Raw genomic sequence first — 13,899 nt, 5'->3', positions numbered from 1 at the left:
AGGAGAGGGGGCAGGGCGCCGCCCCCGCCTCGCGCGCCTGCCGGCAGCCACCAGGGCTGTGGCGGGCAGACCGGGCCGATTCCGGGCTGCGCGCAAGGCGATCGGTATGCGCCGGAACCGGCGCCGCATCAGGGCGTCGAGATGCCAGCACAGCAAATCGCTTTCTCGAAGAGCATGAACTGGGCGTTGTCCTTGCCGGGCGCATGCTTGCCCGAGGTCCAGAGTGCGCCCGGGCGGCCGATGTTGACGCACTTGCCGCCCTTCACCGGCTCCATCAGTTGGAGCTTGTATCGGCTCTTGGTCCAGATGGGCTGCGGCTTGAACGAGCAGCCGTCCGCCGAATGAATAGTGAGCGCGCCCATGCGGCCCATCATGAAGGTGCCGCGCGCGGCCAGCCCTGCCCAGGCCTCGACCCGGTCGCCCATGTGGATGTCGCCGGCGACTGGATAGGTCGAGCCCCAGCTTCCCATGCACCAGAAGAGCGGATCGACGACCTTGCCGGCGGCGGCGGCCGCGCTGTCTGCCATGCAAGCGAGACCCGCCGCGGGGTTACCGAAGAGGATGCCTTCGGGCTGGATGATCGCACCCAATGTTCCCGACTGCCAGGTCGGCATAACCTCGGTCATCAGCGCAACGTCGAACCCGTCATCTTCGAGGCAAGGAAGGTCCGTGAACATGTCGAGCATCTTCCAGACCGGCGCCTGGTAATAATGCATCTGTGCAAACAGCTTGGTCGTGTTGGTGCCATCCGAGATCGACGACTGACTGCCCTGCAGGCGCCCGCCGGTCGGCATGATGTCCAGCCCAAGCGCCATCATGCAGCCGGGCTCGGTCACGACGTCGATCATCCGGTTGGGCGTCCAGAAGCTCACCTTCACGCCGAACCAGAAACTCGCGCCCTTGCGGCAGGCGCAAAGCGGCCTGGAGGCCGACTGGGCGTCGAGCGCCTTGTCGAGCTTGTCATAGCTGCCGACGCGCACGCCGCCGATCGTGATCGGGAAGATGCAGTTCCAGCGTACCTTGGTGATCGGGTTGAAGATCGCGTCCGAGGGGCATTTGGAGGCGTGGACGGGCGCTGCAGGTAACGCGATTCCGGCGAGGAGCGCGGCGGCAAGCGCGGCGAACTTCAACCGTCTCGCCCGCTTCGCGCTCGCGCCGCGCGGCTCGGTGCCGGACGGCGCGTCGAAAGGGACGGAGCGAGCGAGCATAGAATCTCCGTTGCGCCGCTCGGGGCGCGTGAAGGTCAGCGAAAGATGGAAAGGCGGTGTTCGATCCTGCGATCTGCCGGTATCTCGGCCCTATCCGCGGGCAGGAATGCAGGTCTGAACGCCCCGCAACAACGGGTGGGGCGCGAACGTGCCGACGAGAGGCGCGGCTGTTCCGCATTTGCCGGCGGAGGCTTCGGGAATCCCCGCGAACTATCCGGACTAATGACGAGTGACGATCCGCTCGAACTGGCGCCTCAGCGGTGATCACCCAGCGCGCATCGATCGTCGGCGGCCTGGAAGCCGCGTCGCTCTGGTTAGTATTTCACGAGATTGGCGTGCCGGCGCAGGAATGTCTTGTTCTCGCGGCTGTCGTCGCAATAGGTGGGAAGGTCATGACCTTCCCGGCGACTCACAAGAACTCCCGCGTCATCCTCGCGAAGCCGCGCGCGATATTTCGCACGATGCTCGACCCTGAGACGATTCCGGCGTGGCGCCTGCCGAGCGGCGTGACGGCCCAGATCGAACATTTCGACTCTCGCCCGGGCGGGGCTTACCGCATCGCATTTCAGCAATCGCGGGAGGGGCCAGAGGAGAGCGAATCGAGCAAGGTTGCCGGTGTCGTCGACGGCAGGTTCGCGGAAATTCTTCCCGACGAGCGGATCGTCGAGAGCGTCCGCTTCGACATCGCAAACCCTCCCTCGCAGGGAGAATTGTCGATCACGACCATACTCGAGCAAGTCAAAGACGGGACAAAGGTTACGATAGCGGCGGCGGATGTTCCGTCCGGGATCAGCGAAGGCGATTGTCGCGCCGGGATGGATATGATGCTCAAGAAGCTCGCCAACTTCGTCGAATAACGATCAAAAAAATGACACCCACCCGGCCGAAGCCGAATGGGTGTCAAGATGAAGATCCCTGTCCTCGTTGCCGAGGGAGAGCTCTCCTGGGTCGCAGTGCCGGGTTATGCGCTCTGTTCGATTCGGGATTGGATGAAAGCGCCAAAAGGCCAGGACGCGAAAGATTGTTCCGCTCTGGGCAGCGAGCAATGGCCAATCGTTGCGAAGGGCGCGCGGTCTATTTAATCGGACGTCGACGTTCGATCTCGAACTCCTGCAGTTCGAGCTTCTGCCCAACCTGCTCCACGATGACGGGCGCGACGGTCAGTCCGAGCCGATCCCTGATACGCTCTTCGAGGATGAAAAGCGGTCGTCCCACCTTCTCACCGAGCGCGATCGGATCGGTCGATGCTGTCTCTCCCCCGGCCAGCAATATCCAGTCGATCGGACGGGCTTGCATGATCGCCCAGCCAATATCACGCGGATGCACGACCACGAGCCGCTGCGGCAACGATACATAGGCAAGGGGATTGAAGGTGTAGCCCTTCGGGTAGAGCAGCTTGCCATCGGGCAAGCGAATTTCGAAATCGAGCGTATGAAAGGGGATGACGGTGCGCCGCCGATCCACCGCCGCGACGCCGAGGGCCGCGGATTTCATAGCGCTCCAGCCTTCTCGTGGCCCGAACCGCTCGGCGATACTCGGCGGCTGCCGCGCCGCGCGCGCCTCAATCTCGGCGAGGGCGTCGGGCTCGGCAATCGGCCAGGTCCGGCCAATGATCGACGTCTGACCATGCGCTGACGCGCCTATGAAGACGGCGGCGGCGACAAGCCCTATCGACATCCCGAACTGCAAGGCCGCGAGCCGGATACGCTGGGCGTCATGGTCCACCGCGATTTCTCCACCTGTCCTTCGGATCGACCGCGCTTTCGCCGATGACCGCGCCGATGAAGCAGCCTAGGGTCAGCAGACCGAGGAGGATGATCAGCGACCGAGGGGAAGGCATGTTCGCAGGCGCAACCAGCAGGATTGCGGCCTGCACCACGCCGAAGAGGAGCCCTGAGACCACGAGCCGGATCACGCCGGGCGACGGCGCATTGGAGAAGATGCCGTTCACCGCTGCCGACGCCCGCGCCACCGGATCATCAACCCGCTCGCGACGTTCGACAGCCAGATCAGCAGCATCCCGCTTGCGAAGCAGGCGATGCCGACCGTCACGGATGCCTGGACGACGATGTCCGTCGGCTGTTCGACAAGCAGGCCGGCGATCAGCACCAGTCCCGACATCATCACCGTCTCGATCGCGACAAGGCGGAAGCGCCAATAGAAGGCACGACGCTCGGCCTCCGCCGCGACAGCTGCCTCGAAGCGCATGCGGTCGGACGGCAGCATGGCGGCCAGATCGAGCCGAAGCTGGTCCGCGTTAGCCGCGCGCCGCGTCATGGCAGGTGCTCATGCGCGGTGGCTGGCAACGACCGCTCGCCGAGAATCTCGCGCGGGTCCACGCCCGCCAGTTCGCACACGGCTTCGAGCGGCGAACGACCGCTGCGTACCAGCGCCTCGAAAGCCGCCACATCCTCGGGCGCCGACGTGTTGATCCAGTACGAGAAGGGATCGACAACGATGCGAGCGATGCCGAGCCCGAGCGGACTGTCGATGAAGACCTCGCTGTAGTTCGGCTTGTTGTTGCGAACCGACTTCAGGAGGTCGAGAACGAACCCCGAATAATCGAGGATCTTGTTTTCGACCGCCTTGTCGTAGGTCGATCCCTGCAACAGGAACCGGGTGGCGGCATTTTCGAGGATCACCTGGCCGATGCCCCCGAACAGCAGAAGGTCGTTCATGCTCTGGAGAATGATACCGAAACTGCCCCGATATTTGCGCGCGCGGCGATAGCCCTGGGCGATGGCTTCGGCGAGGCGGGACAAATCCTGGCCCGGGTTGTTGGGCATGAACTGCGCGGTTTCGTCGCAGATCACGAATCGCGGGCGATCGCGGGCCGAGAGGTAGAGCTCTTGCGTCACCGCGTTGATCACGACCATCACGACCACGTTGAACAGGTCGGGTATGGCTTTCAGGCGTTCGAGTTCGAGCACGACGAACTCGTCCGAGCTGATGTCGAAGGTCGACGGCCCATTGAAGAAATGCCCATAGGCTCCGTCCGACCCAAAATCGCGCAGGTTGAACGCGAGTTCGCGGGCGACTGGCTTCAGATGGTCGACGCGGTCGAGGTCGGCTGCGGCAAATTGCGGATAGGCGCCGAGCCACGCACGGACGGAATCGATGCCTTCGTCGGCATGGCCCTCGTCGATCGTCCACTGGACCGCCGATTTGATAAGGTTCCATTCCGAGGTCGAGACACCCTTGCGCGTCGCGGCATTCGCCATCTCGGCGACGATCGCGACCGCCATCGCGATCGCCGACTGCTTGTCCTCGCCGTCGAGCGCAAGCCCGAGATCGAAGGGGTTGAGAACGAGCCGTTCCTCACCGACGTCGATATAACGGCCCGAACAGAGGGTGCAGAGCTTGCGGTAGCTGCCGCCGATATCGATGATGCGGATCAGCGCGTTCTGCGCGAAATATTGGCGGCAAAGGTCATTGAGCAGGAAGCTCTTGCCGGCGCCGCTTTCGGCCGCGACGATGAAATTATAATTGTTGATGCGCGGGTCGAAGAGATCGAGCGTGATGAGCTGGCCCTTGCGTCCGGTGTAGAGCAGGGCAGGGCGGCCGCCGCCGCGGAAATCGGTCTGGATCGGCGCCATCAGGGCAGTCGCCTTCACCGGCATCTTGAAATCGCGCTCGAGCATCCTGATCGTCCGGCGTTCGGGATAGAGGCCGAACGGCAGGCTCGCGGTGAGCAGGATGGGATTGAGGTAGGATTCTTCCTGCACCATCCAGGGGAGCGGCTCGCTTTCCCAGAGGCGCTTCGCGCGCGCGGCCATCTCGCGCGCCTGGTGGCGGTCGCGGCCGAACACCCAGACGCAGGGCATCACCGAGACGAAGCGGCTGTTGCCTGCCTCGTCGAGTACCCAGCCGATCTCCTCGATCTGCTTGCCGACCTCGACCGCGAAGCTTCCCGCGGCTTTCTGCGCCGAGAGGATCTGCGCGCGCTTGTGAATCTCGAACTGCGAATGGTCGAAGAGGATGTTGAGGCAATAGAGGAAGGGCCCGCCGATCTGGTCGCTGTCCTCGGCACTCCCCCGCATCCCGCCTGTCAACCGGTTGGCGCGCTCCGCGGTGACGCGCCGCGCCGGTGCTTTCGGCGTCAGGCAGCGCGCGACCTGGTTGCCGAGAAAGACTTCCGGACCATCGAACGCGAGATCGGGGCCGGCATCGATGATCTGCTTGCGGATCGGCGGCGCCGCGTGGGCGGCTGCAGCCGTGGCGTAGACGCCGGGCGCGGCGTCGAAGACGCCATTGAAGATGCGCCGATAGAAGGCGACCATTTCTTCGGGCTCGAGGCGGCGGATACCGAGCTTGGCAAGCTGCTCCTCGATCTGGCGGCGAAGGTCGCTGTGCATCGGCGCGCGCGTCTTGACGGCAAGCAAGGTCCGGAAATCGCGCACGGGGATGCCGTGAAGCGCGGCGAGACCATTTCGCCCTTCGTTGAGATAGGCATGGGTTCGCCGCGCCGAAGCCTGGATCAGCGGATCGGGCCGCGTCTTGAGATCGAGATATTGGTCGAGCGCGGGCGCGATCAGCGGGTCGGCGAAGCTGATGAGCTGGACGACGCTGTTCTCGGGGAACTGGATATTGAGCAGACCGAGAAGGGCTTGGTGGACATGCGCGAACATATAGGCCGCGGGCGTCAGTTCCCAGGCATAGCCCCAGCCGTCGTCGATGCAGAGAAAGGCTTCCTCTTCCTCGACCCACGCTACGAGCGGCAGGAAGTCCGAATAACGGTCGCGCGCGACGCCGCGATGGAGGTCGGCAAAGGTGAGGCCGCCGCCCGTTCGCGTCCCGGGCGCCTTCACGGGCGCAGCTCGGCGGGCAGCGATATCGTTGGGGCTGGCTCGGTCCCGGGCGTCTCGCGCACCTGTTCGAGCACCGGCGCGCGCGTAGCGGCCGAGACGGGCGGGACAAGATAGCCGCCGACCACCCAGGAGGGGGTTTCGAGGACCGAGTAGACGAAGCGCGGCATGTAGAGCCGGTCGGGCCGATTGCGATCAGCATAGGGGAGGATCAGCGTCCGCACGGCCTGGGCGGGCCGCAGCATCGGCGTATCGGGTGCGTCGATAAGTCCCTGGAGCTCGCGATAGACGCTGTCGCGATAGCTACCGTAGGCGCCGGTGTCGCCGCGGCCGCGGCCTACCGCGCCGCGCGAGTTCGTTTTGAGCAGAGCTTTGTCGCGGGTGACCGGCGGGTCCGAGTGCGACGCGTGGCCCAGCGCCGCATCTTCATAGGCCTTCTCGGGGTGGATGCATTGGCCGTGATCGTCGTTCTTGCAGCTGAACTTCTCACTGTAGGGCGACATCGCCGATCCGAGCGCCGTGCAGCCCGACAGCAACGTGGGGATGACAGCGAGGGATGACAGCCATGCTTTGCGAATGGGGCGATCGTGTGGGCGGCAATGCATCATGAGTCCTCCTTTGCGCCGGTGGCGCGGGGTGAGAGCGGCCGTGCGAGGGTCGACCAATCATTGTGGATTGGATGCTCGCGAACCGGGGTTAGTAATCTTTGGATGGCCGCGTTTCCGGGTCGCGAACAAGGGCAGGGGCAGGAACCTGCCGGTCGGAGGCAGCGTCGTGCTTCCCTTCCGTCGGCCGAAACTAACCGGTCAGAATTTCTTCTGTTCGCACTTGCAGCATGAAATGAGGATACCCATATCCCTGATGCCTTTCAGGCATCCTCTCCCAAAACTTCGCAGGGTCGGCGTGAGCCGGCCCTTCTTTTTGCTGCCGGCTTAGGAGGGACGGTTATGCAGTGCGTTCAATCGCGCCCGCGCCTTTGCAGCCATGAGCGGATCGACCTCGCAGCCGACATAGCGGCGCCCGGTCAACGCAGCCGCCTCGCCGGCGGCGCCGGAGCCGGCGAAGAAATCGCCGACGAGACCGCCAGTCGGACAGGAGGTGCGCATAAGGATCGCGAGCAACGCCACGGGCTTTTCGGTGCGATGGAGGCCGCTGCGCACGCTGTTTATCTCGATCACCGATTTCATGATCCGCGTGCCGTCGTCATGATAGGCGCCGCCGCCGATTGACCCGGTGTGTTTCGTCCGCGCTCGCCTCAGTTGAACCGATTTGTTTCGCGTTGTCGCTGGTACGCGCTGAACGTCGTTGTAGACGTCTCTCCAAAGCGCGTCGTGACGATAATATTGCACGATGATCTCGTGGACTCGTTTGAAGCGGTCGGCTGCAAATCCGGTTCCGTTGGCTTTGCGCCAGACGATGTCCTGGGCGTAACGCAACCCCACTGCTTCGAAACGGCCAGCGTCGGCGAGCAGATAGCGTAACGAACCGAAGACCCAAAGCGAGCCTACGGGCTTGAGCAATGCCGCGGCGAGCGCATGCCGGCCTTCGACACGCCTGTCCCAGCAGAGGGTAGTGATGCAATAAGGAGGACCGGCAATGATCAGGTCATAGGGACCATGGGCGGCCGCGATCTCGCGGCAGTCGCCGCAAAGGACGGCAGGGCAACCCGCCAAATCAGAATTTGCTTCCGGCCGTCGGCTTGATCTCGAGGGTAACGCCCTCCTGGATAACCACGACAACATCTTTCGCGGCGCCGACTTCGACGATCGGACCGGCCTGGCGCGCGAGATCGAGATAGAAATCCGTCAGCTTGTCCGACGACTTCGAAAGACCTCCGGCGATCCCAGCCTTGGCGGCGTCGCCCGCATCGAGCGTCCGCACCGACCCAAGCGCTGACGTCGAGACGTCGCCGATGGTGTTCTCGACCGTCTGGCTGATGCCGCTGATCGTGCCGGCCAGGAACGCGCGGGCAAGGCTCGCCCCGGCGCGCGTGACAACCTTGCCCGACAGCCCCTTCTTTCCGTCCGTGTCCACGAAGAATCCCTTGATCGGTTGGTCGACCACCGAGCGTTCGTCGAAATCGACGCAGGACAGCGAGACGAGCTGGACCTCGACCCGCTCTTTCGCGAGGCTGCCCGTCGCGTTGCCGATGACGAAGCATCCCGAGAGGTTTGCCTTCACATCATTGGGCAAGACCGCGGGCGCCTGGACGCGGGCAATCAGCGGCTCGGGGTTCGAAGTCGCATCGCGGCTCGCGAGCGCGTCGATCCCGGTCAGCAGCCTCGCCTTCATGAAACCAGGCGGCAAATAGATCGTCCGCGTCTTTTTTTTAGCGCTACCTGGCGCGGCCTTCCCGTCGGCCGCAGCGACCGCTCCTGGCGCCGACACGGCGGCACCGATCGCGCCGATCGTCTTTTCGACGGGTGGTGCGGGCGGGGCAGGGGGAGCGGCAGGCGGCATGGGCGGCGCCGGGATTTCGCCCGCCATGCCTTCGGCTTCGCCGGGCGCCGGCGGGTAATCGGGAATGGCGCCGGGCAGCGCGGGCGGCAGCCCCGGATCGCCATCGGGAGACGAGGCGGGTTTGCTGCCGGGGATGACCTTGCCTTCCTCAATCGCCGCGACGCGCTCGCCGAGCAGCGACTGGCCTTCGAGGATCTTCTGGAGGTCGCCGCGCAGCTTCACCTCGAGGCTGTCGCCGCGGAGCCCCGCACCCATGTCGAGCTTGGTCGCCGCGGGGGCTTCGGGCTTGCTGTCATCACCGCCCGTGCTGGCGGTGTAGAGGCCGGTGCCGAGCAGCGCGACGACGCCGGCGACGCCGAGCTGCTTGGCGCGTAGCTTCTGCTTCGAGTTCATCCTCGCCCAGCGCTCCTTGAGCGCGAGCAGGGCTGGGCCACGCTCGGGCCGCGCGGATTCAGGTGGTAGCGGCTGGCCAATCTCGCCGAGGTCGAGCGCCTCCTGTTCGGGGGCGGCGGTCATTGTCCATCTCCGCGCCGGATGACGACCAGCCGGGCGCTCTCGCCAGCTTTGAGGGAAAGCCGGTCGAGCGTCACCGCAAAGATGTCGGAGCCGAGCGCACGGTCGAGGAACTGCCGTTCCTCCAGAGCCGCATCGCTGTCGCTGGTGATGCGATATTCGGAAGCCGAGAGGCCAGATCCTTCGATCTCTAGCTGGCGGCGTTCGGTGAGTGTCGCCGACGGCATAGCCTGGATCGTGATAAGGCCTGATCGCGGTGCGACTTCGGTGAAGCTCGCCGGCACGCGGTCCTGCAGCATGGCGAGGCTGATCGAGATGGCCCGCTCTTCCTCGACCAGTGGGCCGAGCAAATCCTCGTTGGCCCGCGCGCGTTGCGGACGACCGGGTACGAGAGTCACGGTCTGGGCCGGGATATCCGACGGCTCGGCGTGAAGCGGATAGATGGCGCCATTGCAGGAGATGAAGAACTCGCTCGGTGTCGTCACATAGGTGCGGGTGACCGCCCCCATGTCGTCGATCTCTTTGACGAGGAACTTGATCCAGGCGTCCGAGCCAGCGCGCTCGACGGCGATAGCCTTCTCGGCCGAGAACTTCACATCCTCGATCTCGCCGCCGACGCAGACGATATGATTGACGTCGCGGTTCGAGAGCCGGATCGTGCTGACCTGATCGGGTAACGCGGTAATCGCCTGCGCGAATGCGGAAGTCGGCAGCAGCGACGCGGCGCAAATGAGCGCCACGCCCGTCCTAGCGAGCCTGGACATCAAAACTCTCCTCGGTGAGCGAGACCAGCCAGAAGCGGCCGTTCTCGATGGCGTAGCGAATGCGAAGGTTGCCGCGGAATTTGCGGATGACGCCGCCGATGACCCGCACCTTCTCGATGGGGACGAGGATGTCGCGGTCGGTCCACTGGACTGGCTGGTCGGGGCGGATATAGGTTGCGATCGACAGCGTCGGGTTGCCGGCAAGCTCGTCGAGGATGCTGTTCAGGCTGTCGCGCATGCTGTTGTAGGCCGACGGATGGACGATCGAGAGCAGTTCCTGGAACTGCCGATCGGCCGAATAGGCCGAATAGGTTCCGGCAAGCGCGACGATGTTGCGCGTGATCGTGCGGATATAGGCGGCTGACGGTTTCGAGCCCGTCACATAGAGATCGCCACCGGCGCCGAACGGCACGACCACGGTGCGCTGCTTCTGGTCGGAGCTGTAGATGACAGCGCCGAGCACCGCGGTGATGCCGAACAGCCCGACGATCGCGAACTTGAGCAGCCGGTTCTCCTCGAACAGGTTCGACGAGCCTTGGACATAACGGTGGATGCCGAAGCTCGCCGGCTTGCCAACCAGCGGGTCGACGGGAGCGGTTTTGCGGGAACGCGAAAACATGGGCGCCCTCATTCGTAGAAGCGGGTCTGAGTCGGACCCGGATAATGACGGAAGCGCAGCATTCCCCATCGCCACGCGAGATGCGCGAGGAAGCCGCGCGGCTGCGCGCGCTTCCACGGCAGGAAAAGGAGAAGGGCCGCGATGAACGCCCAGCCGACCAGACCGCCGACGATGACGGCGACGAAGATGGTCGTGACCACCAGCACGAACTCGTCCGATCCGAACCAGAGGATCTGGACCGGCTTGTGCAGATACTGGGGCAGGCGTTCGTCCATCGACCCTTCTCCTCCTGCTTCACAACCCCGCGTCCGCAGGCGCTGGCCACGGGGCTTTTTCCGGGAGCCATCCTCCCGGTGACCGGATTGCAAGCGAACGGTGGAACCGGAACGATCGCCTGCAATCCGATGCCGTCAGATCACCATGCCAAAGGTCTGGAGGATCGAGTCCGCCTTGATCAGGCAGACCGCCGCCACGATCGTCGGGATGCCGATCATGATGTTGGAAAATAGCCGCGACACGCCGAACAGGAAGGCGGCGACGCCGCCGACGAAGCCGAGCGGGCCCTTGACCCCCTGGTTCACGACGATGTCGTAGATGTCGTAACCGAGGTCGCCGGCGACCGGCGCGGTGAACGCATGCGCGCTCGCGGCGATGATCGACAGCAGCAGCACCGGGATGCCGATGTTGGCGACCGAGAGCGCATTGTTTCGGAGATTTTTGATCACATTACTCACTTTCTCAAAAGTCGGGCTGTCCGCTGACCTGCCTGCCGGCATCGACGAGTATCGCTGTCGGCCGACGACTGCGCTGGACGGCCCGATGGGGGCGCCGCCGCCGGCATTCCGGTGCGCCCGGGCAGGGAGCGATGATGCTCCCGGTGCTCGGGCGTCCGCCAAAAAGGGGAAGGCGTCAGCGAGGCGCATGGGCGGTCTTCGCTGAAGAGAGGAACGCCTCGATCTCGGCTTGCTGGAAGCCGGAGATCAGCTTGCCGCCGGCGATCAGTGTCGGCGTGCCGGTGATACCGGCCGAGCCGACAATCCGCGCGTGGGCCTCGACCTTGGTGCGGCCCTCGGCGCAAGTTCGGAGCACCGCGGGCGCGGAGCCGGCGTAGATAGACTTGAATGCAGCCTCCTTGTCCGATGAGCAGAGAATATGCTCGGCCTTCGCGGCCGCCTCGGGATGGATGCCGCTGACGAAGAAGACCAGGCGTCGGACCGGCTTGCCTTCCGCTGCTTTCGCCGCCCAATAGCGGTCGAGCGCGCGGCAATAGGGGCAATCGGGATCGGTGAACTCGATGATGGTCGGCGCGTTCTCGGGGCCGACAGCGAATGCGACCGCAGTGTCGATCGCCTTCAGTCGCTTCGCCGCCCCGGCCTCCTGCGCAAGCGCCGTCAGGTTGACGCCGTTCTTGTCGAAGATCGACGCGAACAGCAGATGCTCGCTCTCGGGGGCATAGTACACGATGCGGCCACCGGCACTTGCCTGGTAGAGCGGTCCTTTCACCGGTGCCGGCCCGAAGTCCTCGAACTGGAGATTGGTGAAGGTCTGGTGGAGCTGTTGCTCCGCGTCGGCAGCAGCTTTTGCCAGTGCCATCCTCTCGCCGATTTCCTGGGAATTGGCGGCGGGGCTGATGCTGAACAACGCCGCAATCAGCGGAAGGCTTGCGACGGACAAAAGGCGCGAAGAGCAATCATCGGCAAAATTGCGTAGCATGTGTCCTCCTCAGCGCGGAGTGCGCCATTCGACATTGACCGGGGCGGAGACTGGGCATGAAGACATCATTGCGCCCTGACCGCTGTTCATGTGGAGGGTGGATCGCGGTTACGGCGCGGCGGGACAAGGCAGGGGGCACCGTGCTGCCCATAGCAGGCAGGAGAGTGCAAAGCGGGTCCGCCGATGAGCGCGCCATTTCTAAACGGAGCGGGATCCGGGTGATCCCAATCTGGCGACAAGCTGAACGAAACTTTCGGTTTGCAAGCAGTTCCCGTTGCCCGGCTCACGATGGCCGATCAGCATTGCACCTGCCGAACGCAGTCAATGCTTGGCCATTTCGGGCAGGAATTAAAATGACAATCGTAACCACCAGTCACGATGCATTGCTGGCGCAACTGAAGGAATCTTCAGGTCGACGGATTGAGGGAGAACGACGACGTCAATTCCTCTCGCAACGACAGTTCGCAGCGCGGGTCGGTATTAGCATTCGGTGGCTGCGCGAAATTGAGAGTGGCAATCCGGCCGTGAAGTTGGAGGATCACTTACGCTGCGGGGCGGCGCTGGGTCTCGCGCCAAGCCACATTTTTTTCCCACTGCTTTTTCACGCGCACGGCAAGCCTTTGTCGGCTGATCCGCCACATCACAATCAGGCTGATCTCGAGTATCGCTGTATCCGTCTGATCGCGCGGCACACACAGGGAAGGCGAACAACACCTTGACAGGACTAATTACCCACGGGTTGCTTTCATTTGAAGGTACGCCCCCAACGGTTTGAAGCGTCCCGGGTTTTCCGGAGGCTCCTATTTGTGAGAAGGAGCTACGATGAGCGCTATAAGGAACAAGTTTTCGCCTGAGTTTCGCGATCGCGCGGTGCGGATGGTGGAGGAGCACCGGGGGGATTACCCGTCGGAGTGGGCGGCGATGTCCTCGATTGCCGGGAAGGTCGGCTGCACGACCGAGACCTTGCGCCGCTGGTGCCGTGAGGAGGCTGGCCGACGAGCGGGACCAGCGGCGCAGGCCGCCAGCGACCGGGACCGGGTCAAGGCGCTGGAACGCGAAGTGAAGGAGTTGCGCCGGGCCAACGAGATCCTGCGCAAGGCGTCCGCATATTTTGCTCAGGCGGAGCTCGACCGCCACGGCAAATGGTGATGTCGTTTATCGACGCTCACCGCGAGGAACTGGGTATCGAGCCGATCTGCCGCGAACTGGCGGTCGCCCCATCCTCCTACCACGAGCATGCCGTCCGTCTTGCCGATCCCGGCAGGCGTCCGGCCCGTGTGCGACGCGATGACGAACTCAAGGAAGACATCAAGCGTGTCCACGAGAACAGCTTTGGCCTCTACGGCTCACGCAAGGTCTGGCACCAGCTGCGCCGCGAGGGCATCGCGGTAGCCAAGTGTACCGTGGAACGGCTGATGCGGACCATGGGGCTGGCAGGCGTGCGGCGCGGCAAGACAACGGTCACCACCGTCAGCAATCCGAAGACGCCATGCCCGCTCGACAAGGCCAATCGCGAGTTCCGCGTCAGTCGGCCCAATGCTCTGTGGGTGGTCGACTTTACCTACGTGCATACCTGGGCGGGGTTCGTCTACGTCGCCTTCGTGATCGATGCCTACGCCCGCAGGATCGTGGGCTGGAAGGTTAGCACCAGCGCCACAGCGAACTTCGTGCTGGATTGAGGATCAGCGTGCAATAGGCACCCCCTTCGTGGGGTGATCGGCGTGCAAAAAGGACCCCTTCATCCCGGGGATTTAGTCGGCCGACTGGTTTTGATCAGTTGGCGAGAACGGGATGTTGATCGTGGAGACAGTGGTTCG

Annotated in this window: 15 protein-coding genes, 1 pseudogene and 1 other annotated feature; of the genes and pseudogenes, 3 read left to right on the top strand and 13 right to left on the bottom strand. The window is 64.1% G+C overall.

Annotated features, from left to right (window positions below; genetic code table 11):
- Positions 1-128: 128 nt before the first annotated feature.
- Entirely contained in the window at positions 129-1,208 is a 1,080-nt protein-coding gene (locus VGN62_RS05250; RefSeq protein ID WP_082813418.1) for a TraU family protein, read from the bottom strand.
- A 260-nt stretch (positions 1,209-1,468) separates the two neighbouring features.
- On the opposite strand from VGN62_RS05250, the gene VGN62_RS05245 reads away from it, so the two are divergent.
- Positions 1,469-2,065 carry an SRPBCC domain-containing protein gene (locus VGN62_RS05245; RefSeq protein WP_062770243.1) on the top strand — a complete coding sequence of 199 codons (597 nt, stop codon included), beginning with the start codon at positions 1,469-1,471 and terminating at the stop codon, positions 2,063-2,065.
- Between the two features lie 217 nt (positions 2,066-2,282).
- On the opposite strand, the gene VGN62_RS05240 is transcribed toward VGN62_RS05245, so the two are convergent.
- The 12 genes from VGN62_RS05240 to VGN62_RS05185 all read right to left on the bottom strand — a co-directional run bounded on the left by VGN62_RS05240 (position 2,283) and on the right by VGN62_RS05185 (position 12,082).
- Entirely contained in the window at positions 2,283-2,885 is a 603-nt protein-coding gene (locus VGN62_RS05240) for a hypothetical protein (protein WP_062770330.1), read from the bottom strand.
- A gap of 37 nt (positions 2,886-2,922) precedes the next feature.
- A complete protein-coding gene (locus VGN62_RS05235; RefSeq protein ID WP_162928323.1) occupies positions 2,923-3,159 on the bottom strand; it encodes a hypothetical protein in 237 nt (78 codons plus the stop codon).
- Positions 3,156-3,485, bottom strand: coding sequence for a hypothetical protein (locus VGN62_RS05230; RefSeq protein ID WP_062770237.1), 330 nt, complete (start codon positions 3,483-3,485; stop codon positions 3,156-3,158). Before VGN62_RS05230 ends, VGN62_RS05235 begins: the two co-directional genes overlap by 4 nt.
- Complete coding sequence (locus tag VGN62_RS05225; protein WP_062770234.1) at positions 3,482-6,016, bottom strand: TraC family protein; 2,535 nt, start codon at positions 6,014-6,016, stop codon at positions 3,482-3,484. Before VGN62_RS05225 ends, VGN62_RS05230 begins: the two co-directional genes overlap by 4 nt.
- A complete protein-coding gene (locus VGN62_RS05220) occupies positions 6,013-6,621 on the bottom strand; it encodes a TraV family lipoprotein (RefSeq protein WP_246553339.1) in 609 nt (202 codons plus the stop codon). The genes VGN62_RS05225 and VGN62_RS05220 overlap by 4 nt, the downstream gene beginning before the upstream one ends.
- A 324-nt stretch (positions 6,622-6,945) precedes the next feature.
- Positions 6,946-7,686: a DNA-methyltransferase gene (locus VGN62_RS05215; RefSeq protein WP_062770231.1), complete on the bottom strand. Its 741-nt coding sequence runs from the start codon at positions 7,684-7,686 to the stop codon at positions 6,946-6,948.
- A gap of 1 nt (position 7,687) precedes the next feature.
- Positions 7,688-8,989, bottom strand: a complete 1,302-nt coding sequence (locus VGN62_RS05210) for a TraB/VirB10 family protein (RefSeq protein ID WP_082813416.1) — start codon at positions 8,987-8,989, stop codon at positions 7,688-7,690.
- Positions 8,986-9,750, bottom strand: coding sequence for a type-F conjugative transfer system secretin TraK (locus tag VGN62_RS05205; protein ID WP_062770228.1), 765 nt, complete (start codon positions 9,748-9,750; stop codon positions 8,986-8,988). The genes VGN62_RS05210 and VGN62_RS05205 overlap by 4 nt, the downstream gene beginning before the upstream one ends.
- Positions 9,734-10,369, bottom strand: coding sequence for a TraE/TraK family type IV conjugative transfer system protein (locus tag VGN62_RS05200; protein WP_062770225.1), 636 nt, complete (start codon positions 10,367-10,369; stop codon positions 9,734-9,736). Before VGN62_RS05200 ends, VGN62_RS05205 begins: the two co-directional genes overlap by 17 nt.
- Before the next feature lie 8 nt (positions 10,370-10,377).
- On the bottom strand, positions 10,378-10,644 hold the full coding sequence (locus VGN62_RS05195) for a type IV conjugative transfer system protein TraL (RefSeq protein ID WP_054588706.1): 267 nt from the start codon (positions 10,642-10,644) through the stop codon (positions 10,378-10,380).
- Between the two features lie 135 nt (positions 10,645-10,779).
- Positions 10,780-11,094, bottom strand: coding sequence for a hypothetical protein (locus VGN62_RS05190; RefSeq protein ID WP_062770222.1), 315 nt, complete (start codon positions 11,092-11,094; stop codon positions 10,780-10,782).
- Between the two features lie 184 nt (positions 11,095-11,278).
- Complete coding sequence (locus tag VGN62_RS05185; RefSeq protein WP_414713247.1) at positions 11,279-12,082, bottom strand: DsbC family protein; 804 nt, start codon at positions 12,080-12,082, stop codon at positions 11,279-11,281.
- A 353-nt stretch (positions 12,083-12,435) separates the two neighbouring features.
- On the opposite strand from VGN62_RS05185, the gene VGN62_RS05180 reads away from it, so the two are divergent.
- Positions 12,436-12,801: a helix-turn-helix domain-containing protein gene (locus tag VGN62_RS05180; protein WP_120694225.1), complete on the top strand. Its 366-nt coding sequence runs from the start codon at positions 12,436-12,438 to the stop codon at positions 12,799-12,801.
- Positions 12,802-12,904: 103 nt separating this feature from the next.
- Positions 12,905-13,758: pseudogene (locus VGN62_RS05175) on the top strand (IS3 family transposase); the annotation flags it as partial.
- Positions 13,186-13,300 (top strand) — a sequence feature (AL1L pseudoknot). It overlaps the preceding pseudogene by 115 nt.
- Positions 13,759-13,899: the final 141 nt, after the last annotated feature.

The organism is Sphingopyxis sp., assembly GCF_035998905.1.
Taxonomy (GTDB): Bacteria; Pseudomonadota; Alphaproteobacteria; order Sphingomonadales; family Sphingomonadaceae; genus Sphingopyxis.
This window is presented reverse-complemented; position numbering and strand designations above follow the sequence as displayed.